Source organism: Erysipelothrix piscisicarius (genome assembly GCF_003931795.1).
Lineage (GTDB): Bacteria > Bacillota_I > Bacilli_A > Erysipelotrichales > Erysipelotrichaceae > Erysipelothrix > Erysipelothrix piscisicarius.
In genome coordinates this window covers 189,880-209,009 of record NZ_CP034234.1, presented here as the reverse complement: position 1 = coordinate 209,009, position 19,130 = coordinate 189,880, and the positions used below count along the sequence as shown (strand labels likewise).

The 19,130-nt window shown below is 36.8% G+C and carries 18 protein-coding genes, 1 tRNA gene and 1 pseudogene; 13 read left to right on the top strand and 7 right to left on the bottom strand.

From position 1 onward, the window contains the following. Positions 1-16: 16 nt before the first annotated feature. The 11 genes and pseudogenes from EEI45_RS01040 to EEI45_RS00990 all read left to right on the top strand — a co-directional run bounded on the left by EEI45_RS01040 (position 17) and on the right by EEI45_RS00990 (position 13,532). Positions 17-1,960 (top strand): DUF2207 domain-containing protein, encoded by a 1,944-nt coding sequence (locus tag EEI45_RS01040; protein WP_125163793.1) that lies wholly within the window; start codon positions 17-19, stop codon positions 1,958-1,960. A gap of 255 nt (positions 1,961-2,215) precedes the next feature. Continuing rightward, complete coding sequence (locus EEI45_RS01035; RefSeq protein WP_228410421.1) at positions 2,216-3,742, top strand: ABC transporter ATP-binding protein; 1,527 nt, start codon at positions 2,216-2,218, stop codon at positions 3,740-3,742. Continuing rightward, on the top strand, positions 3,726-5,411 hold the full coding sequence (locus EEI45_RS01030) for an ABC transporter ATP-binding protein (protein WP_323368221.1): 1,686 nt from the start codon (positions 3,726-3,728) through the stop codon (positions 5,409-5,411). Before EEI45_RS01035 ends, EEI45_RS01030 begins: the two co-directional genes overlap by 17 nt. Positions 5,412-5,533: 122 nt before the next feature. Then, complete coding sequence (gene cdaA / locus EEI45_RS01025; RefSeq protein ID WP_125163791.1) at positions 5,534-6,694, top strand: diadenylate cyclase CdaA; 1,161 nt, start codon at positions 5,534-5,536, stop codon at positions 6,692-6,694. After that, on the top strand, positions 6,675-8,066 hold the full coding sequence (locus EEI45_RS01020; protein ID WP_125163790.1) for a CdaR family protein: 1,392 nt from the start codon (positions 6,675-6,677) through the stop codon (positions 8,064-8,066). Before cdaA ends, EEI45_RS01020 begins: the two co-directional genes overlap by 20 nt. Before the next feature lie 13 nt (positions 8,067-8,079). Next, positions 8,080-9,401, top strand: a pseudogene (gene glmM / locus EEI45_RS01015) (phosphoglucosamine mutase). A 10-nt stretch (positions 9,402-9,411) separates the two neighbouring features. After that, the gene (locus tag EEI45_RS01010; protein ID WP_125163789.1) at positions 9,412-10,068 is read left to right on the top strand and encodes a response regulator transcription factor; all 657 of its coding nucleotides are present in this window, start codon (positions 9,412-9,414) and stop codon (positions 10,066-10,068) included. Continuing rightward, positions 10,065-11,399 (top strand): sensor histidine kinase, encoded by a 1,335-nt coding sequence (locus EEI45_RS01005; RefSeq protein ID WP_125163788.1) that lies wholly within the window; start codon positions 10,065-10,067, stop codon positions 11,397-11,399. Before EEI45_RS01010 ends, EEI45_RS01005 begins: the two co-directional genes overlap by 4 nt. Then, complete coding sequence (locus EEI45_RS01000; protein ID WP_125163787.1) at positions 11,400-12,125, top strand: NYN domain-containing protein; 726 nt, start codon at positions 11,400-11,402, stop codon at positions 12,123-12,125. A gap of 29 nt (positions 12,126-12,154) precedes the next feature. Then, complete coding sequence (locus tag EEI45_RS00995) at positions 12,155-12,718, top strand: Maf family protein (RefSeq protein ID WP_125163786.1); 564 nt, start codon at positions 12,155-12,157, stop codon at positions 12,716-12,718. Positions 12,719-12,998: 280 nt separating this feature from the next. Next, entirely contained in the window at positions 12,999-13,532 is a 534-nt protein-coding gene (locus EEI45_RS00990) for a GNAT family N-acetyltransferase (protein WP_228410420.1), read from the top strand. A 29-nt stretch (positions 13,533-13,561) separates the two neighbouring features. Here the strand turns inward: EEI45_RS00990 and EEI45_RS00985 are convergent, their stop codons facing one another. The 6 genes from EEI45_RS00985 to EEI45_RS00960 form a co-directional block, all read right to left on the bottom strand. Then, the gene (locus EEI45_RS00985) at positions 13,562-14,179 is read right to left on the bottom strand and encodes an ECF transporter S component (RefSeq protein ID WP_125163784.1); all 618 of its coding nucleotides are present in this window, start codon (positions 14,177-14,179) and stop codon (positions 13,562-13,564) included. Beyond that, entirely contained in the window at positions 14,169-14,924 is a 756-nt protein-coding gene (locus tag EEI45_RS00980; RefSeq protein WP_125163783.1) for a type III pantothenate kinase, read from the bottom strand. Before EEI45_RS00980 ends, EEI45_RS00985 begins: the two co-directional genes overlap by 11 nt. Continuing rightward, positions 14,921-15,469, bottom strand: coding sequence for a flavoprotein (locus EEI45_RS00975; RefSeq protein ID WP_125163782.1), 549 nt, complete (start codon positions 15,467-15,469; stop codon positions 14,921-14,923). Before EEI45_RS00975 ends, EEI45_RS00980 begins: the two co-directional genes overlap by 4 nt. After that, complete coding sequence (locus tag EEI45_RS00970) at positions 15,466-16,224, bottom strand: phosphopantothenoylcysteine decarboxylase domain-containing protein (protein WP_125163781.1); 759 nt, start codon at positions 16,222-16,224, stop codon at positions 15,466-15,468. Before EEI45_RS00970 ends, EEI45_RS00975 begins: the two co-directional genes overlap by 4 nt. Beyond that, positions 16,208-16,828 carry a TetR/AcrR family transcriptional regulator gene (locus EEI45_RS00965; RefSeq protein ID WP_125163780.1) on the bottom strand — a complete coding sequence of 207 codons (621 nt, stop codon included), beginning with the start codon at positions 16,826-16,828 and terminating at the stop codon, positions 16,208-16,210. Before EEI45_RS00965 ends, EEI45_RS00970 begins: the two co-directional genes overlap by 17 nt. Before the next feature lie 92 nt (positions 16,829-16,920). After that, entirely contained in the window at positions 16,921-17,409 is a 489-nt protein-coding gene (locus EEI45_RS00960) for a GNAT family N-acetyltransferase (RefSeq protein WP_125163779.1), read from the bottom strand. 137 nt (positions 17,410-17,546) lie between these two features. On the opposite strand from EEI45_RS00960, the gene EEI45_RS00955 reads away from it, so the two are divergent. After that, positions 17,547-17,996: a hypothetical protein gene (locus tag EEI45_RS00955; protein WP_125163778.1), complete on the top strand. Its 450-nt coding sequence runs from the start codon at positions 17,547-17,549 to the stop codon at positions 17,994-17,996. Positions 17,997-18,243: 247 nt separating this feature from the next. Further along, positions 18,244-18,813 carry a hypothetical protein gene (locus EEI45_RS00950; RefSeq protein WP_125163777.1) on the top strand — a complete coding sequence of 190 codons (570 nt, stop codon included), beginning with the start codon at positions 18,244-18,246 and terminating at the stop codon, positions 18,811-18,813. A gap of 61 nt (positions 18,814-18,874) precedes the next feature. Here EEI45_RS00950 and EEI45_RS00945 read toward each other — a convergent pair. Then, positions 18,875-18,948: transfer RNA gene (locus EEI45_RS00945), tRNA-Thr, on the bottom strand. Positions 18,949-19,130 lie beyond the last annotated feature (182 nt).

The window sequence follows — 19,130 nt, the reverse complement described above, 5'->3', positions numbered from 1 at the left end:
TAAGGAGGATTCTTTTATGAAGCGTATAAAACAGTTAATATTTGCAATGGTACTCGCTCTAACATTATTCATCACTCCTTTATCAGCAAATGAAACAAGGAGTAAAGTCGCGAGCTTACCGAGTCCTACTTCTTCTGATATTCAGAATCATTATAAAGATTATGGTTTTCCAGTTGTCGGAGAATCGTTTGATATCGCTTTAGATGTCAAAGAAGATGGTCGTATAAACGTTAATATTGTATTGGATGCATATTTTTATGAACCAAGACAAGGGATTTTTGTTACAATAGCGGACCGCTATAACGATTATGATTTTGGTAATGGTCCTAAAGATTATGTATTTCCGACCTCTGACATTCGTGTGAAAAATCGTGATGTGGAGATAGATCATAATAGTGATGGTGCAGTGTTAAAAATTGGGACACCCGGAAAATTTTTACAAGGTTCTCAACGCTATGAATTTTCGTATGTGATTAACACAAGAGACTTAGAATTAGAACAAGGTGATTTGTTATATCAAAATTTAATTACACAGTACTGGGATTTTCCAATGATGAAAACTTCATTTAAAATCCAAATGCCAAAGTCTTTTGATGCAACACCCAAGTTTTATGCAACAGCGCATAATCTACCAGTGGAATACAAAGTAGATGGAACAACAATCACAGGATCCTTTAATCAACCCCTTTATCAAGAGGCGTTGAGTGTGTGGTTGGATTTACCTCATAACTATTTCGTTTTTCCAATTTTCGATAAGACCCCAATTACTGTTGGGATAGCGGGCGTGTTAGCGCTAATCATGGCTATACTTTTCTTCAAGTACGGTCGTGAATATCCAATTGTGGATACGGTTGAATTTAGTGCGCCTTACGGACTTTCGAGTGCTGAAACTGGATACGTTTATCGCGGTTATTCGAAGTCCAATGATATTGTCTCGTTAATCATTTACTGGGCATCTAAGGGCTATCTAACAATTGAGGAATTGGATGAAAAAGGAAAGAATATAAAATTAACAAAAATTGCTGAGTTATCGGATGTCCGCAATCGTGAAGAATTGCGTGTATTTAATGCACTCTTTAAAAATCGAGAAGAAGTGACAACGAAAGAACTCAATACAAAATTTGGGAACGTAATTAGTAATGCTACGGCATCCTTGTCACTGAGATTCAGACAGAATAAAGAAGAACGTATTTTTTCGAAATCTTCAACTGTTTTAAAAACAATCGGTATGTTTGTGGCACCCATTGGTATTGCAATCGTTTTAGCATCAGTAGGTTATGCACGTATGGGTATTGAGGATGATGCGTATATCTTTGGGATAATGGGATATAGTTTGTTTATGGTGCTCGGAATTTTTGGTTATTACGCTACGTCATTTGATGGTGTTGCGGGAACTCGAAAACCTAAGAGTATGTCCCTATTGTTTTTTATCATAAGCGCAATTGCGACCGTCGCATTGACCATCGCAACCGGATGGTGTTTTAAAAATCCACTTCCAATGATTTTGGCGTATGTTTTTTTCTTAATAAGTGTTGTAAGTGTTGCGAATATGGGCCGAAGAACAAAAATCGGTTCAGAATGGTATGGACAGATTCTAGGGCTCAAGCGCTTTATTGAGGTTGCGGAGCAAAGTCGTCTTGAAGCATTGGCTGAAGAAACTCCTGAAATCTTCTATGATATCCTTCCATATGCTTATGTTCTGGGTGTAACGGATGTTTGGTCTAAGAAATTTGAATCCATTGCAATCCAACAACCGGACTGGTATATTTCATCTCAACCGAATTTCTCTACATACTATATGTGGCATTCTTTGAGTCGATCGATGAATACATTACAGGCTTCTATGGTTTCAATACCTGCACCAACTGCCTCTTCAGGTGGTGGAGGGTCATTTGGCTCTGGCGGCGGTGGCGGATTCTCCGGAGGAGGATTTGGCGGTACCGGTGGTGGAAGCTGGTAAAAGCATCTCGTAAGAGATGCTTTTTCTTTATACTCAGGAAAATAAAATATGAGGTATAATATTAGTAATGTATATAGGGGGTTATGATGGATTTTTTTAGAGGCTATAAATTTAAAACAATTATCGCGATCATCTTTAAGTTCATTGAGGCAGTTTTTGAACTGCTCTTGCCACTTTTGATGGTCAAGTTAATTGATGTCGGAATTGTGGGCAATGATTTAAACTATATTTATAAAATAAGTGGTTTCATGCTGCTTGTTTACAATTTTGGGTTATTTATCATCAATTGTCTGCCAATATTTGGCATCACAAATATCACAGCAGGTAGGAGGGCGTATTCGTCTTTCGTTGTTTGAAAAAATTAATTCATTATCACTTGGTGATACAGATTTATTTTCCAGTTCAATGCTCACAACGCGTGTTACAACGGATGTGAATCAAATTCAGGAAATGATTGCTAAGACCATTCGGCTTGCGGTTCGAGCACCCATGATTATGTTAGGAAGTCTCTATGCGCTTTACCATCTTAGCCCAATACTTGGAAAGCAGTTATTGTTTACGCTTCCTCTATTTCTTATCGTTGTGGGTTTGTTTATGCGTTTTTCGATGGTCTATCATCTTGATGCACAGTCTAAACTTGATCAAGTCGGTCAAAAAGTTAAAGAATATCTTAGTGGTGTAAGAATTGTTCGTGCTTTTTCTCAGACTGAGAGAGAAATTAATAATTTTTCACGTCGTAATAAGTCTTTAGAACAGAAACAACTAAAAGTTGGTTTTGTGTCTACCCTATCAAGCCCGCTCACCTCGTTTATGATGAATCTCGTTCTTGTGGTATTAGTTTATTCTGGAGCACTCCAAATCAATGAAGGATTCATGACACAAGGCCAAATGGTTGCCGTTATTAACTATTGTACTCAACTTGTTATGACACTCATCGTTTTTATGAACCTCGTGATGATTTTTGCTAGAGGGTATACCTCTAAGAAGCGCGTTGATGAGATTTTACACTTAGAGTCCAGTATGGATATATCAGGGAAAGAAGGTCTATATGCTGGTCCCTTGGACATCGAATTTCAAAATGTATCGTTTGCATATCCGAATACCAATAGAAATGTACTCAAAGATATCAATCTAAAAATCAGACCCAAAGAAACATTAGGTATTATTGGTCTCACCGGGAGTGGTAAAAGCAGTTTAGTAAAACTCTTGCCACGTTTATATGACGTGAGTGAGGGAAGCATTCAAATTAATAATCAAGATATTAAGGTTTATTCTATAGATTCATTACGAGAACATATTGGTTATGTTTCTCAAAGTGCTTCATTTCTAAGTTTGACAATGGAGGAGAACATAGAAATGGAACAGAAGCGAGATGTCGTGAGTGCACTTCATCATGCTGAAGGGAAAGAATTAATTGATAAAGGTTTAGATTTTCAAATTCAGGAAGGTGCAACGAATTTATCCGGTGGCCAACGTCAACGTCTAAGTATCGCAAGAGCCCTTGCGAAAAATCCAGGCCTCCTAATTTTTGATGATTCATTCAGTGCGTTGGACTACCTCACAGATAAGCGTTTGCGTGAAAATTTAGAACGTTATTATGGGGAAAGTACCAAAATCATCATTAGTCAGCGGACGAGTTCGGTTATGAACGCTGAAAATATTATTGTGATCGATAACGGCGTCATCATCGCACAAGGAAACCATCAAACGCTTCTAGAGAGTTGTGATTTATACAGACGCATCAACGCATTGCAAGAGGAGGGAAATGATGAGAAACAATAAAAAACTTCTTTTGTTATGTGTCCTAGCGAGCATCATTTCGAGCTTCGCCTTGGTTATAACTCCATATTTCCTAGGAAAAGCCATAGATGGCATGGTGGGATATCAAAATGTCGATCTCCAATTTGCCACAAAAATGTTAAGCTACACCGCGGTGGCGTATTTTATGCACTTTATTTTGAGCTGGGGGACAAACCGTATGGCGAATCGTTTTTCAGTTCGATTTGTATCAAATTTGCTAAGTGATCTCATGAAGAAAATTACGCACTTACCAATTTCATTTATTGATCAACATGCGCATGGAGATCTTCAAAATTTATTTGTTATGGATAGTGAACTGATTATTGATGGAATGTATCTTTTGTTGACACAGTTTTTAGGTGGCGTCTTCGTAGTCTTGGTTGCAGCTTATTACATGATTCGTATTAACTTAGTAATGAGTCTGGTGGTATTTGTGATGGTGCCAATCGTTTATTTTACCTCGAAATTAATTTCTCGAAAATCGTTTGGCTACTTCCAAAAACAACAAGAGCTTTCCGGGAAACTTAGTGGTAAAACCTCTGAATTTGTCGACAATTATCATCTTGTGCTTACAAGTAATTACAAGAACCAAGCCATTCAAGAATTTTCAAATATTAACAATGAACTAAACAAGGTTGGTGAAAAAGCACAATTCATGTCTGCATTAACCAACCCGACAACTCGATTAATGAACAACTTATCCTATGTTTTATTAGGATTAACGGGCGCTTTCGGCGTATTAAATAACACCCTTACAGTAGGGTTGATGACAAGCTTTTTGAGTTATTCGATGATGTTCTCAAAACCGTTTAATGAATTCAGCGCAATTATTTCGCAAATTATTGCAGCGAGAGCAAGTTATCAGCGGCAACAAAAGGTTTTTAACGAAACAAACGAAGTAGATTGTCTTCAAGAAACAAAATTAGAAGGAAAGACAGTTGCATTTGATGATGTTAATTTTTCATATGATGGAAAACATACCATTATAGAAAATCTTAATTTACAAATAAATCCTTTAAGTAAAGTTGCGATTGTCGGTCCTACCGGTGCGGGGAAATCGACACTGCTAAATTTATTGATGCGATACTATGATGCAGATTCCGGCTCAATACTCATTGATGGATTAGAAGTAAATGATGTGTCTCGATCAAGTATTCGTCAGACGATGTCAATTGTCTTACAAGATCCGTGGCTGTTTGAGGGTACAATCCGTGAGAATATTTCTTATGGCAATGAAAAAGCGACGGAGGAAGAAATTATTCGTGCGACAAAACAAGCGGGATGTCATGATTATATTATGTCACTTGATGGTGGATACGATGCCCCTATAAAACTGGGGTCACAAAATATATCTTTAGGTCAAAAGCAACTTATTACAATTGCGCGTGCTCTTTTAATGGATGTTCCAATCATTATACTCGATGAGGCAACAAGCAGCGTTGATGTTGTAACGGAACGACATATTCAAAATGTCTTCACCCAGATCATGAAATCTCACACAACATTTTTTGTAGCACATAGACTTTCAACGGTAACAGACTCAGATATGATTCTTGTTATGAAATCGGGAAGGCTTGTCGAACAAGGGACACACGAGGAACTGATGGAACTTAGAGGCTTTTATTATGAACTCTACACGAGTCAGTACTGATGTGAAGTTATGTGACAATCTTATGAATATATTTAATAAAAACACAAAATATGATATTCTTATAGACAGTCATGAATATTCACCGATAGCGTGATATAATTAATGAGAATAAGGAGGTTCTTATGCCATTCGCCTTAATAACATTTCAATCAATTATCAATAGTTTAAAGGCTATCGTAGACTTTTCAATTATTTGGGTTTTGGTTTATTACATTCTGAGAATTGTTAGAAACAACTCTCGAACTGTTCAAATTTTCAAAGGTATCGTATTAATCATTGCGATGCGTTTTGTTGCTCATAAACTAAGTCTCACTACATTAAAAGCGCTACTCGATCTATTGATTCAATATGGATTCTTGGTCGTAGTTATTATTTTTGTACCAGAAATTCGAGCAATGTTGGAACGACTCGGGAAAACATCTGTTTTTTCTGCGCTCCATTCTTTATCAGGTAATGAAAAGGAAAAACTTGTGGATGAACTTGTGGATGCTGCAACAGTGCTAGCGGAACGCAAAACAGGTGCACTTATCACACTAGAACAAGGGCATTCATTAGCGGATTATATTAAAACAGGAACTCCAATTAATTCATCCGTTACTTCTGAACTTTTATGTTCAATTTTTGTTACGTCGACGCCTTTACATGATGGTGCTGTAATTATTCAAGGGGATCGAATTGCATGTGCATCTGCATATTTCCCACCAACCGCTCAAGATTTACCAACGCGCTATGGTGCACGCCATCGTGCTGCAATTGGATTAAGTGAAGTTACCGATTCGGTAACAATTATTGTTTCTGAAGAGACAGGGACAATTTCAATTGCTGAGGGTGGAAAACTTCGCGAAATGGATGCAGCAAGTCTTCGAGAGTATCTCAATTTGTTAATCCAAAATAGCGAAAAAGAAGTAAGTCAAAGCTTAGGTGCTCATCGTAAACAGCGTAAGTTTAACTTATCAAAATTAAATGTTGATCCTATTAAGATTGAAAAAGTTGATAGCTCAGATTTAAACCTTAAATCAACTGAATCTGTAGAATCAAATGCTGAAAAGAGAGACTTTTCAAAATTAATGGGTATTTTCAAAAAGAAACCTAAAGATAACGATGCTAAAGATAAAACTGGAGATGACGCTAAAGCTGTAATAGGTAGCGAAACCAGTGCTCCTCAAGAAGATGAATCAAAAACGTCCGAAAATGTGGATCCCGTAACGACCGTAGATGATACGAATTCATCCGATAAACTAAACGATGAAGGAGGTGAGCCAAATGAGTCCGAAGAAAGATAAAAAGAATAAAAAATTTGATTCTGAGGATAAACTTGAGCTTGCGCAGATTATCGCAGAACGATCTGAAAAAATTACGAATCTAACGGAATCAGTCGGCGATGCATTTTTACGCGTTTTACGTTGGTTAAGTGCATGGTTTGACCGTATTCTCTTTAACCCTCGACACGCTAAACTTGTTGCGTTTGCAGTCGCATTGCTTATTTATTTTGCATTCAATGTTTCTGCTTCAACACCATCACCTGTGAACCAAGCACGTCAAATTCCAGATGTCCCAGTTGTTGTAAAATATAACTCTGAAATGTATGAAGTTGTGGACTTTGATGAAAAGGTTGATGTGATTGTGTTTGGGGATTATAGTGATATATCAATGGTAAACCCACAAAACGATCTTAAGGTTGAACTTGACTTAAGTGGACTTGCAGAAGGTACACATCAAGTAAATTACAAAACAAATATTACGTCTGCACGAATTCGAACAACGATAACACCAGCCTCTGCGAATGTTACAATTCGAATCAAAGAGGCAAAACGTATGACCTTAAGTACAGAATTTGTAAACCAAAAAAAACTCGGAAGCCAATATGTCTTAGGTACTCCTGAGCTCGAAACACAAGATGTTACAATTAAAGCCTCGAAAGAAACAATGGCTCAAGTTGCTTTTGTAAAAGCATTGATTGATGTAAGTGGACAAACTGAACAGTTCACAACAGACGCAGAAATCGTTGCATACAATCAACAAGGAGAACGCTTAACAACTGTTGACGTACTACCGAAGACTGTCAAAGCGAAGGTAGATGTAACATCACCGAATAAAACAGTTCCGATTAAACCCGTCTTCCAAGGTGATATTCCGGAAGGTAAGGCAATTGCATCGCTATCGATGGATAATGAAGCGATGACAATTTACGCACAGCAATCGGTACTTGATAGTATTGAAGAAATTAAAGTTCCAATTCAAGCGAGCGGTTTAACAAAAGATACGAAACTCGTTCATAATATTAGTCTTCCTTCAGGAGTCCGTCATGGTACGGTTTCAAAAGTTAACTTTGATATCAAACTCGGTGAAGGGGAAACTAAGAAATTTGATGATATTCCAATTCTATTTGTTCATAATGTCAACCAGTTAAAAATCTCACCAGGTACTTCGGGTGATCAAAAGACTGCGACAACAACATCTCTAGAAGTATTTGGAACCAAAGAAAATATTGAGAAATTCAAACCTGAGAACGTTAAAGTATATATTGATATGCGTGACATTGAACCAGGTGATAATCAAGAAGTGAAACTTTATGTTGAGTATAACGATCCAACATCGTCACTCTACTCAGTTAAATCAACAAAAGAAACGGCAGTATTTAGTTTTAGAAAATAAGAGGTAAGTATTTATGGGTAAGTATTTTGGAACAGACGGACTTCGCGGTAAAGCGAATGATGCTCTGAGTTTAGATATTGCAATTAAAGTGGGACAATACTTGGGTTACTCGTTTAAAGGGCAGAGAATTGTAGTTGGACAAGACACAAGACTTTCGTCAGGAATGTTCGCAAGTGCAATTGCTGCAGGGGCGACATCAATGGGTGCTGATGTATATCTACTAGGTGTTTGTGCTACACCGGCACTAGCATATGCAGTAAAAAACGAAGGCTTCGCAGGAGGTGTAATGATTTCTGCGAGTCACAATCCTTACTACGATAACGGTTTAAAATGCTTTGCTTCGACGGGTATGAAAATATCGGCAGAATTAGAAGAAAAAATTGAGGCATACATCGATGGTGAAATTTCCATCGATGTTGCCCAAAGCAATGAAATTGGACGTGTAGTGGAATTTCCGGAAGGATTAGAAACATACATTCAATATCTCGAATCTTTAATTGATGTGCGATTTGATGGATTAAAAATTGTTCTTGATACCGCAAATGGATCGGCTGTATCTTCTGCGGAAAGACTGTTTAAAGATTTAGGCGCTCAGGTGACTGTGATGAATAATAATCCGGATGGGATTAATATCAACACGGAATGTGGATCAACACATCCCGAATCATTGCAAGCAAAGGTCGTAGAGTTAGGAGCAGATATGGGATTTGCTTTTGATGGTGATGCAGACCGCTGTTTAGCAGTTAACCATAAAGGTGAAATGGTTGATGGTGATGAAATCTTATTTATTCTTGGTCGTTTCTTTAAATCAAGAGAGCAACTTAAAGAAAACACAATTGTATCAACTGTTATGGCAAATTTAGGGTTTTTAAAATCATGTCAAAAATCGGGTTTGAATGTAATTACTACAGACGTTGGTGATAAGCATGTTTATGCATCGATGAATGAGAATGATTTTAAACTTGGCGGAGAACAGTCGGGACATATTATTTTAAAAGACTATGCGACAACAGGTGATGGTGTACTTACGGCACTTGTTATTGCGGAAGTAGCATCAAAAGCTGGAAAACATTAGCAGAGCTCGGTTCGGAATGTATTCGATTCCCACAACTTCTTCAAAATGTTCGTGTTAATGATAAACAAGCAGTTATGAACCATGAAGCTGTTAAAGAAGCAGAGCAACGAATTCATCATGAACTTGGTGATGAAGGTCGTTTGCTTCTAAGACCTTCAGGTACAGAGCCACTTGTCCGCGTCATGGTTGAAGCACAAACAGATGATTTGTGTGAACACTATGTCAATGATATGATTAATGTAATCAATAACATTGAGTAAGGGTGATAATATGAAATATGTGATCAGTATTGTAGAAGATGAAAAAGATTTAAATGAGCTTGTCAAAAGTTATTTAGAAAACGCTGGTTATGAAGTCCGCTCTTATTATACATATGATGAAGCAAATGCTCATGTCAAAGATGATGATGTTCATCTTTGGATTTTGGATATTATGCTTGATGATAAGAGTGGTTTTGACTTGATTGAACGGATAAAAATGCACTCACCTGCAACACCTGTAATCTTTATGTCTGCGCGAGATAAAGAGTTTGATCGAATCATTGGTTTGGAAAAGGGAAGTGATGACTACATTACAAAACCTTTTTCGCCCAAGGAATTGGTATTGCGTGTTAATAACATTATTAAACGTTCTTATAATCAAGATCTTCAAACCGAAGTTGATGGTTATGTCATTGATGAGAAACAACGTAAAGCGAGCAAAGATGGCTATGAACTTGAACTTACAACAAAAGAGTTTGATCTCCTGATGCTTTTCGTCAAAAATAGAGGTGTCGCCTTTACACGTGAACAAATTCTTGTTCATGTATGGGAAACCAATTATTTTGGGTCAGATCGAGTTGTTGATGATACCTTAAGACGTCTTCGAAAAAAAATGCCTGGTCTTAATATACAAACAATATACGGATTTGGATATCGTCTTGGATGATGAGAAATATTCGTGAGTTTATTAGAAAGCTATCGTTAACACAGCAATTAATTGCAATTGTTGTTTTTACGTTTGCTTTCTTTTTAGTATTCTTTTTTGGAGCGTTATCACTGAATATCGATAAGTTTGTGGATAAGCAAATGTATGACTTAATTCATCGAACGCAACAGAATGTTATTTATAACTATAAACGGGGCTTAGATGATGTCGATTTATATGGAGCTAATGACCCAAACATTATCCATGTTATCCGTAACAAAGATGGCAGTATCAAATCAAATGGTTTAAGTTTGATTAATGTCGATTTACTCAAACAAGTTAAAATTCAAATGGATGCAGTTGAGTTGGAACAGAGCATCAACTATCGTTTTAAGGATAGTAGCCTCTATACAATTACAAACATCCCTGATAAACAAGCTAGCATTGCGACACTAATTTCTCGAAATTACCAAAATGAGTTTAAATCGTTATTACTTAATAACATAATTAATATGATTTTGATTATCATCGGTGTTGTATTTTTACTGTTACTTGTATGGGTAAGTTATATTATCCATCCTTTAAATCAAATTCGTGCGTACATCGAAAAAATCAAACGTAATGAGGATGCGGAATTGAATATTGAGCGTCATGATGAAATCGGAGAATTGGCAGATGTTCTCGTCGAAATGAATGAAGAGTTAAAGCGGCAAGAACGTGTAAAAGAAGAGATGATTCAAAATATATCTCACGATCTTAAAACACCGATAGCAACAATTAAATCATACAGTGAAGCGATTAAAGACGGCGTGTATCCTTACGAAACACTTGAAAAATCAGTGGATGTTATTATTCAACATGCTGACCGGTTAGAGAAAAAAGTCTATAATCTATTAATGTTGAATCGGATGGATTATATGACCCACGAACAAATTGATCAGGATAGTAATGTTGAACTGCGAGAAACAATGGAATCTGTAATCGTTTCTTCAAGTCAAATAAGACCAGAAATTGACTTAATTTTAAATGCAGAAGAACAGAATGTGTTTTTTGGAACGGAAGAACCATGGCGTGTTGTGGTAGAAAATCTTCTTGATAATGCATTACGTTACGCAGAAACCAAAATTGTGATTACATTAAAGAATGATTATTTATCCGTATACAATGATGGTTCGACCATTAATGAAAACCGAACAGAACAAATTTTTAATGCTTATGAAAAGGGAGAGGGAGGTCAATTTGGACTGGGGCTCTCTATTGTAAATAAAGTAGCGACAAATTATGGTTATGTCGTTAGTGCTTCAAACGTCGATGAAGGCGTAGTTTTTGAAATTAGAAAGGCAGGAATTTAAATGAAACAAAAAATTGATTCACGTATTGCTGTACTGATTGATGCAGAGAACGTTCCATATGCTAATATTGGCGGTGTATTAAGAGAAGTTGCACGTTATGGTACGCCAACCGTTAAAAGAATATACGGAGACTGGACGAAACAAACGGCTTCAGGTTGGAAAAGCCACTTATTGGAACATGCAATTACACCAATCCAACAATACTCCTATACAACAGGTAAAAATTCATCCGATTCCGCGATGATTATTGACGCGATGGATATTTTGTATGAAGGAAATGTTGAATCCTTTTGCATTGTCTCTTCTGATAGCGATTTTACGCGTTTAGCGGTGCGTTTAAGAGAAGCGGGCAAGTATGTTATCGGTATTGGCGAACAGAAGACACCAAGCGCTTTTATTGCTTCATGCGATAAATTCATTTATATAGAAATTATTGACTTGGTTGAAACGGAGCGTGTTGATTCTAAAACTAAACTTTCAGTTGATAAGAAAAATAAATTACATCAACTGATTGCTTCATCAGTAAATGATCTCGCAGATGATAATGGTTTTGTTTTTATGGGGGATTTAGGGAATTTAATTATGAAAAAGCAACCGGATTTTGATCCTCGGAATTATGGTTATTACCAACTAACCCCGCTCATCAAAGCACTTGGACAATTTGACATCGACGAAAGAAGGATTCCAAATAGTAATGTTAAACATGTGTACATCCGAAACAAATAGTTTATAATATAAGTGAAAAGAGGATTTGTATGCATAAGAAATTAGTTTTAGCGAGTCAATCACCAAGAAGACGTGAATTAGTAACGAAACTTGGGGTGGCTTTTAATGTTGTTTCACCAACCAGTGATGAGACCCTTGATTTATCACTTACAGTTGAGGAGCAAATTGAAAGAATATCTGAAGAGAAAGCATTAAGTGTGTTTGAAAACTATCAAGATTGTGTTGTTTTAGGATCGGATACCGTCGTTGTGTTCAATGGAGAAGTCCTAGGAAAACCCAAAAATGAAGAAGACGCAAAAAATACATTAATGAAATTATCCGGATCAAAACATGACGTCATTACAGGTGTATGTCTTGTTTCATCAGAATGCAAACGTGTGTTCTCAGTAAAAACTGAAGTTGAATTCTTTGAACTAACAGAAGCAGAAATTGATGCTTATGTTGCTACTAAAGAACCTTTAGATAAAGCTGGCAGTTACAGTATACAAGGGTTTGGTTCTGTATTTGTGAAGTCAATTATTGGAGATTTCTACTCGGTAATGGGACTTCCAATATCTCAAGTAAATCAAGAGTTAATCCACAACGAGTGGTAAAAAAACGAAGAAATTCGTTTTTTTTTATGCATTTTATATCAAAAATTATAACTTTTATACCATATTTAACCTAAATTTCAATAAACTAAGGTATTGTTAGGAAGTAATAACTATTGGTAGCAAAACTATCATGCCTTTCAAATGAAGGAATAGAAGGTGCGTGGGGCATCTTTTATTTACAATAAAAATAGCGATTCATTCGTTATTTTTTTTTACGCATTTGCATATTTTGCTCAATATGTCATGATATACATAGAGAATGAAAGTAGAAGGTATTAATGTGGATTACGAAATAAAAGAATTGGATTATGAGGCGTTCATTCCCATCTACAACAATTTTATGATCAACGATTTCCCAGATGATGAATTGAGATCGTTACACAGTATTAAACGGATGTTTAAAGACGGACGTTACTCCGTTTTAGTCATGGTTGAAGATGAACGCGTTGCACTTTTAGATTATTATGCTGTTACCCAAGCAAGACGAGGACAAGGCATCGGTACGTTGTTCTTACAGAAAATACGGGAGACACTTGATGGGGACGGGTTACTCATTGAGAGTGAAAGACCGGATAAAGCGGAAACAGAGGATGATCGTATTATTCGAACGAAGCGTATTGATTTTTATGAACAAAATGATTCGGTCGTAACAGAGTATACATGGGAAGCTTATGGTGTTATCTATAATCTTCTTTATCTACCCATTGCGAAAGATGTGGATGCGGTTGATGTTGGCTTCAAAATTAAGGAAATGTATGGTTTTACATTACCCAAGGCATTGTTAGAAAAGTATACCAAGTTGTATGTAGAATAAATAAAAAATCTCGATTTCGTCGAGATTTTTTATTTATTTCTTCGTATTTTATAGAGTGCCTTCGCTACAGGAATCGTAATGATTGTGGATACAAACGCTTCTGGAATCCCGTTGATAATGATAACACTAAGGATTGCTTTTGTAACTGCAATACCTGCAATACCACGCGCAGATCCGTAGGCATCTTTAAAGAGAAGATAGATGAGCCCCATTACGAATATTGTATTGGTCATGGAACCAAGGAATCCAGCAAGACCTAAACGTACTGAATCGTTTTTAATGACACGACTTTCCACAATATAGTAAGGAATAACACCGACTAAAATACGAGGGAAAAGTGCAATGACAAGGGCTAAGGGACTTCCCGATGTTGTACCAATAACAGGAACAAGTGGTGAAAATGCGAATGATAGAATGGATGGGCTAAGGGTGTTGTTGATCATTGAGTTTATCCCAAAGATTAAACCCAATCCCGCACCCGCCGTTGGCCCAAGGATAATTGAACCGATAATGACAGGGATATGTACAATTGTTGCTTTTATAAAGCCGAGATGAATAAACCCAAGGGGTGTCATTGATAGTAGGATGATAATCGCGGCAAAAAGGGTAAAGAGGGTATAATTGAGCGTTTTCTTTTTAGCTTTCATAATTGTTTCCTTTTTGTATCCACCATGAGAGGAGGCCTTGTAGTAGTAAGTCGGGTTCGAAATGCCAAGATCCATTACATAACGGTAAGATTGCCTTTGAATTGCCACCGGTTACGACAAAGGTTGTGCTTGGATAATCTTCAGATATAAGCGCACGGTAGTTTTTTAATATGGAGGCAGTACCATATAATGCACCTGATAATATATTCTGTTCTGTATTGAGACCAAGGTAATGAGGTGTATCATTAAGATTAATGGTCGGAAGAAGTCCAGTTTTTTCACCCAGAACGCTTAAACCCAGGCGTACCCCTGGCATAATAGCGCCACCTTTAAATTGATTCTCTGAGAGCACATTAACGGTCGTGGCTGTTCCTAAATCAAAAACAGCAATGTCGTTGCCATAAAGTTCTTTTGCACCATACAATGCGAGGATACGGTCCATACCCAGGTTTCCATCGGGATAAAGGGAGAAGTCCATTCCAAAATCATCGCTGTGTTCTAAAACTTTCGCATTCAGTTTGAAATAGGAATCCATAGAACTTTTAATTAATTGAGTTTTATCAGTTCTTACGGATGCGATAATACAAACATTAATCTTTTGATGTCTATTTTGCATTTCAAAATACTTTAAGAAATCATTTTGGGTTTGGTAAGCATGAGTCGGAATGGTAAATTGATCTGATAATTCATGTTCACCAAATCCAAATGCGGTATTAGTATTCCCAATATTAATCACACAAATCATGCGGAAACTCCTTGAAATAAAGCATCAACATGATCGAGAATTGTATCAATTTCGGCAAGTGCTCCCTTTCCTTGATCGCCACATGCAAGTACTGAACTTCTTGGCTCAATTTCAACCCAACCTCGTTTTTCCAAAAGTTCTAAGTTATCTTGTGTTGCTTCGTTTTCATACATATAAGTATTCATAGCGGGTGCAATGAGTTTCGGAATACCATGCACGGCTAGCGTTGTTGTTGATAACATATCATCGGCAATGCCATGAGCGATTTTCGCAATAATATTTGCGGTAGCTGGTGCAATTAAAAGAAGATCTGCAGACTTTACAAGGTCAATATGCATGATTTTATTTGGATCACCCTCACTTAATACATCATAATGAACAGGATTTTTAGTGAGTGACTGGAACGTTAAAGGGGTAATAAAAGCTTGTGCAGAATGGGTCATAATAACGTGGACTGTATATCCGCGTTTTGTCAGCTCGTTGGCTAAATCTGCAGATTTATACGCGGAAATACTTCCACTAACACCTAATATAATTGTTTTCATATTGACTCCTGACTCTGTGTGTAGACTAATTGTACGAGTGAAGACGCAATGGCTTCCTTGGTATGCGCTTGGTGAATCAAGCCGGTTTTATCAATAAAGTACGCTATGTGTTCGCTGTGATGAATATCCTCTAACCGATTCGCAACAACAAGGTCGCTTCCAGCCTGGTTTATTTGAGATTCGGCTGCGATTTTTAAGGATTCTAAGTTTGTATTGGATAATAATTTAAAGCCGACCAAAAAAACATCGGGTTGTTTTAGTTTAAGTTGGTTTATGACCTTCTGTGTTTGTTTCAAGGTCAGTACCAGGTTTTTATTGGAAGAAGATATCTTCCCACTCATGGGTTCTTTTGAATCCAATAAAACTTGTCTAATATCTTCTTTTGTTGGTTGTGGATTCTGTTGCAAGAATTCAAAAACATTGGATGTCATGCGATCAAGAGACGTAATTGCATCCACTTCATAATCACTTATAGCCATAGCATGAATCATTACATCAAAAGAAACGGTATCAAAGATGTGTGTAAGCACTCTAGAAACGGAGGCTACCGTATCCACTTCAAATTGTCGACACGACAGGGTAGGAAGGGCACTGCCTCGTGCATAGACATAATAAACATTTGCCCCTGCTTCAATGAATGCATCCGCAATTTTGCTTCCTAAACGACCCGTTGAGGTATTGGTGATGCGACGAACCGTATCGATGGGTTCAGAAGTTCCACCAGAAGTAATACATACATTAAAATTCGTTTTCATAAGAGACATCCTTTGCTAAAATCATGGCCCGAAGTTGTTTAAATTGTTCATCAACATTTGCTTCGGTAAGCCCTCCTAAAAGGGAATACACACTTAACCCTTCAATCATAAACATCATATGGCCGCGGAGCGCGTCGATATTGGGACTTACAACATAATTTTGTTTAACCCCTAAAGACAACATCTCCTCAAGTGTGTTACGAATGCTATCCACTTGAGCCTCACGAAATGCAAAATCTGCTTCAGATCGATGCGTAAAGTTGTATTCATACATGGCTCGTAATAAACTCTCGCTCATATTGAGAAGACGTTTCTTCTGCGTTAGAAAATAAGCGTCCAACAATTCCAAAAAATCAACATTTTGATGAACAGAGTCACGAATCCCTTTGAATTTACGACGTTCTCGGGATAAGACAACATCTTTAAATATTTCTTCGACAGAGCTAAAATAAAGATAAATTCCTCCACGACTAATCTCACATTCTTCGATAATATCTTTCATCGTAACGCCAGCATACCCTTTACGGCAAAACACAAGGCGTGCTTTCTCGAGAATCAGTTCATATTTTGCCTTTCGCATTGCTTCATTTGAAACACGAGTCATCGAAACACCTCACTTAATGACACCAGTGTCATTTTTCTAAGCTTATTTTATGACACTGATGTCATTAAGTCAAGCGCAAATAAAAAAAGCCATCAAAATGGCTTCGTCTCACAACACAATGTAATGACTTGATCGGCTTCATCAAGAATTTTGAATCCAAGGTTTTGAAATAAGCGTAAAGAAAACGTATTGTGGTTTCTAACCTGTGCAAAGATTTCGGGGATACCTAATACGGTTGCTCGAAATAACAATCCTTCGACCGCAGCAGTTCCAAAATGTTGGTTTTGATATTTTGGATCGATGATAATCTTAATCTGATTTCGAATAAGGGCGATACTACCACATTGATGGAAGGTATCCCCATGAAGAATTTCTATATAGTACAGCTCACCATTCTCAGCAAGATTTGCATAATACGATTCGACTTCTTGATCCGAAAAAATCATACGATCGCCGCGAAGCGCAAACATCAAATCTTCGTTTTCCATCCATGATCGTGCTTCATCGGACAAAACATCAAATTTCACAAGATGTAAGGATTCTGATAAGTGTATAAAAGCTGGTTGATTCTTTTTATTCATAGTTACCCCTCCTTTAAGACAGTTTATCATGTGTCCCCTTTGAACTTGGTGAATGTTTATGGAAAATTCCCAAGCGCGTGTGTCTTTACATAAACGATTAGGTATTGTATATGTGTTTTACTTTAAAGGAGGATACGATGAATACAATTATAGGACTTGGTATTGTACTTGAAGCCTCAGATAAAACAATTGGACAAATTGAGAATATCATGGATCTTGTGGATAGTTATAAAACTAAAATGGAAATAACACATCCGAAAGAAGGGGATTATCACGATTGGATTACCGAAACTGTGGATGGAAATATCTATTCCACAATCGAAAAACTTGCCTATCGAACATCCTATGCTGATATTGAATTTAGAATTGGCGATACAGATGTGGAAGCGCGTATGAGCATCACGAATGAAACAGATGCATTGGTCGTGAAATTTGATATTGCGGAAGAACACATTCTACCGGAAAAGAGTGTAGAGCATTTAGAATCTGCGACACAATTAATGACACAAATTTTTGAGATTATTGATCGCAATACAGTGTATGCACAATGGTACCTTGATGGTTTTACATTGAGAGGATCCCATTAAAGAATCAAAACCAGGTCTTTAGACCTGGTTTTTTTATAAAATAACTAGATTCTCATGTAAGCGATATGCGCTTGAACCAAATCGATTTCTAAAATAACCAATAAAGCAAGCACATTTAAGGAAGAAACTTATTTAAGTCGCTACAAATCACATCCGTTTTACGGTTTTTATCTCAAGATGGACAAGAAAAGGGCAGTATTTAAGGTGTAAAAGAAGTATGCTTAGTACTGTTTGGGAGGCGATGTCCATGGAAGAAACTAAAAAAATTAAGAGAAGAATCTTTTTAAGTGTTTTTGTATTAATCGTTGCATGCGCATGTCTATATTTCTTAGTAACATTTGAAGCGAGTGCAAGCCCTCAAGAATTTCCACTTGAGAGTGGAAACTACATTGTGGGAACGGATCTCGAGCCAGGAGAATATATGCTTCTGACAGATCAAGAAGGGTATTTTGAAATAAGAAATCAAAATGCGACTCAAATTAAGAGTAATGATAATTTTAAAGGAAACTCAATTATCACGTTAAAGGAAAACGAAACAATTGAAGTATCAAAAGCACGTTTATATCCTTATGCCACATCACCGAAACTTAACCCACAGGCCGATGGCATGTATAAGATTGGTGAGCATTTAGAAGCGGGAACGTATAAACTACAAACTGAATTAAGTGGTTATTATGAAATCACAACAACATCCAATCACAATGTTGATGATATACTTGAAAATAATAATTTTACGGATCCAGTTACGATATATGTTAAGGATGGCGAGTATCTAAAGCTTAATTCAGCCTCAATTCTTGAACGTCCATCCTCATAAAATAAATAAAAAGCACTTACTGGAGACGGAATCGCCAATAAGTGCTTTGTTTTAATTAAAATGGTGCCGCCACCGAGAATCGAACTCGGAACTGAGCATTACCATTGCTCTATTTTGCCATTGAACTATGGCGGCATTGCATTACTATAATACTCAATGTAATTCAAAAAATCAAATACTATTTCAAATAAACTTCAAGGAAATATTTTTTAGTTAAGAATTCCCGTTATTTAGTAATGCTTTACTAATTTTTAGAAGTAACTTTTACTGATGAAAGCGTTATAACTGTGGTACAATGTTAAAAAATAGGAGGCAAG

Coding starts and splice junctions, on each gene's coding strand:
- EEI45_RS01040 (WP_125163793.1), top strand. CDS start 17: ATGAAGCGTATAAAACAGTTAATATTTGCAATGGTACTCGCTCTAACA.
- EEI45_RS01030 (WP_323368221.1), top strand. CDS start 3,726: ATGATGAGAAACAATAAAAAACTTCTTTTGTTATGTGTCCTAGCGAGC.
- cdaA (WP_125163791.1), top strand. CDS start 5,534: ATGCCATTCGCCTTAATAACATTTCAATCAATTATCAATAGTTTAAAG.
- EEI45_RS01020 (WP_125163790.1), top strand. CDS start 6,675: ATGAGTCCGAAGAAAGATAAAAAGAATAAAAAATTTGATTCTGAGGAT.
- EEI45_RS01010 (WP_125163789.1), top strand. CDS start 9,412: ATGAAATATGTGATCAGTATTGTAGAAGATGAAAAAGATTTAAATGAG.
- EEI45_RS01005 (WP_125163788.1), top strand. CDS start 10,065: ATGATGAGAAATATTCGTGAGTTTATTAGAAAGCTATCGTTAACACAG.
- EEI45_RS01000 (WP_125163787.1), top strand. CDS start 11,400: ATGAAACAAAAAATTGATTCACGTATTGCTGTACTGATTGATGCAGAG.
- EEI45_RS00995 (WP_125163786.1), top strand. CDS start 12,155: ATGCATAAGAAATTAGTTTTAGCGAGTCAATCACCAAGAAGACGTGAA.
- EEI45_RS00985 (WP_125163784.1), bottom strand. CDS start 14,179: ATGAAAGCTAAAAAGAAAACGCTCAATTATACCCTCTTTACCCTTTTT.
- EEI45_RS00980 (WP_125163783.1), bottom strand. CDS start 14,924: ATGATTTGTGTGATTAATATTGGGAATACTAATACCGCATTTGGATTT.
- EEI45_RS00975 (WP_125163782.1), bottom strand. CDS start 15,469: ATGAAAACAATTATATTAGGTGTTAGTGGAAGTATTTCCGCGTATAAA.
- EEI45_RS00970 (WP_125163781.1), bottom strand. CDS start 16,224: ATGAAAACGAATTTTAATGTATGTATTACTTCTGGTGGAACTTCTGAA.
- EEI45_RS00965 (WP_125163780.1), bottom strand. CDS start 16,828: ATGACTCGTGTTTCAAATGAAGCAATGCGAAAGGCAAAATATGAACTG.
- EEI45_RS00960 (WP_125163779.1), bottom strand. CDS start 17,409: ATGAATAAAAAGAATCAACCAGCTTTTATACACTTATCAGAATCCTTA.
- EEI45_RS00955 (WP_125163778.1), top strand. CDS start 17,547: ATGAATACAATTATAGGACTTGGTATTGTACTTGAAGCCTCAGATAAA.
- EEI45_RS00950 (WP_125163777.1), top strand. CDS start 18,244: ATGGAAGAAACTAAAAAAATTAAGAGAAGAATCTTTTTAAGTGTTTTT.